The organism is Shewanella sp. T24-MNA-CIBAN-0130, assembly GCF_040310185.1.
GTDB classification, from domain to species: domain Bacteria; phylum Pseudomonadota; class Gammaproteobacteria; order Enterobacterales; family Shewanellaceae; genus Shewanella; species Shewanella psychromarinicola.
Genome location: NZ_JBEOPP010000417.1, coordinates 1 through 256 on the forward strand (window position 1 = coordinate 1; position 256 = coordinate 256).

The 256-nt window shown below is 85.9% G+C and carries 1 protein-coding gene; it reads left to right on the top strand.

Translation table 11 applies throughout. The annotated features are described in order from the left end of the window. Positions 1–256 (top strand): hypothetical protein (locus AAEZ02_RS23780; RefSeq protein WP_351125435.1); only part of this gene is annotated, 256 nt, incomplete at both ends.

Genomic DNA, 256 nt, shown 5'->3' on the forward strand with positions numbered 1-256 from the left:
GATACGTGGGTGCAGGATTGGTGTCTTGGCGGGTGTGCCGTGGGGCGTGGTGGTGGTGGGGGGGGTGGGGGGTGGGGGGTGGGGGGGTGGGGGGGGGGGGGGGGGGGCGGGTGGGGGGGGGGGGGGGGGGGGGGGGTGGGGGGGGGGGGGGGGGGGGGTGTGGGGGGGGGGGGGGGGGGGGGGGTGGGGGGCGGGGGGTGGGGGGTGGGGTGGGGGTGTGGCGGGGGGGGGGGGGCGGGCGTGGGGGGGGGGTGGG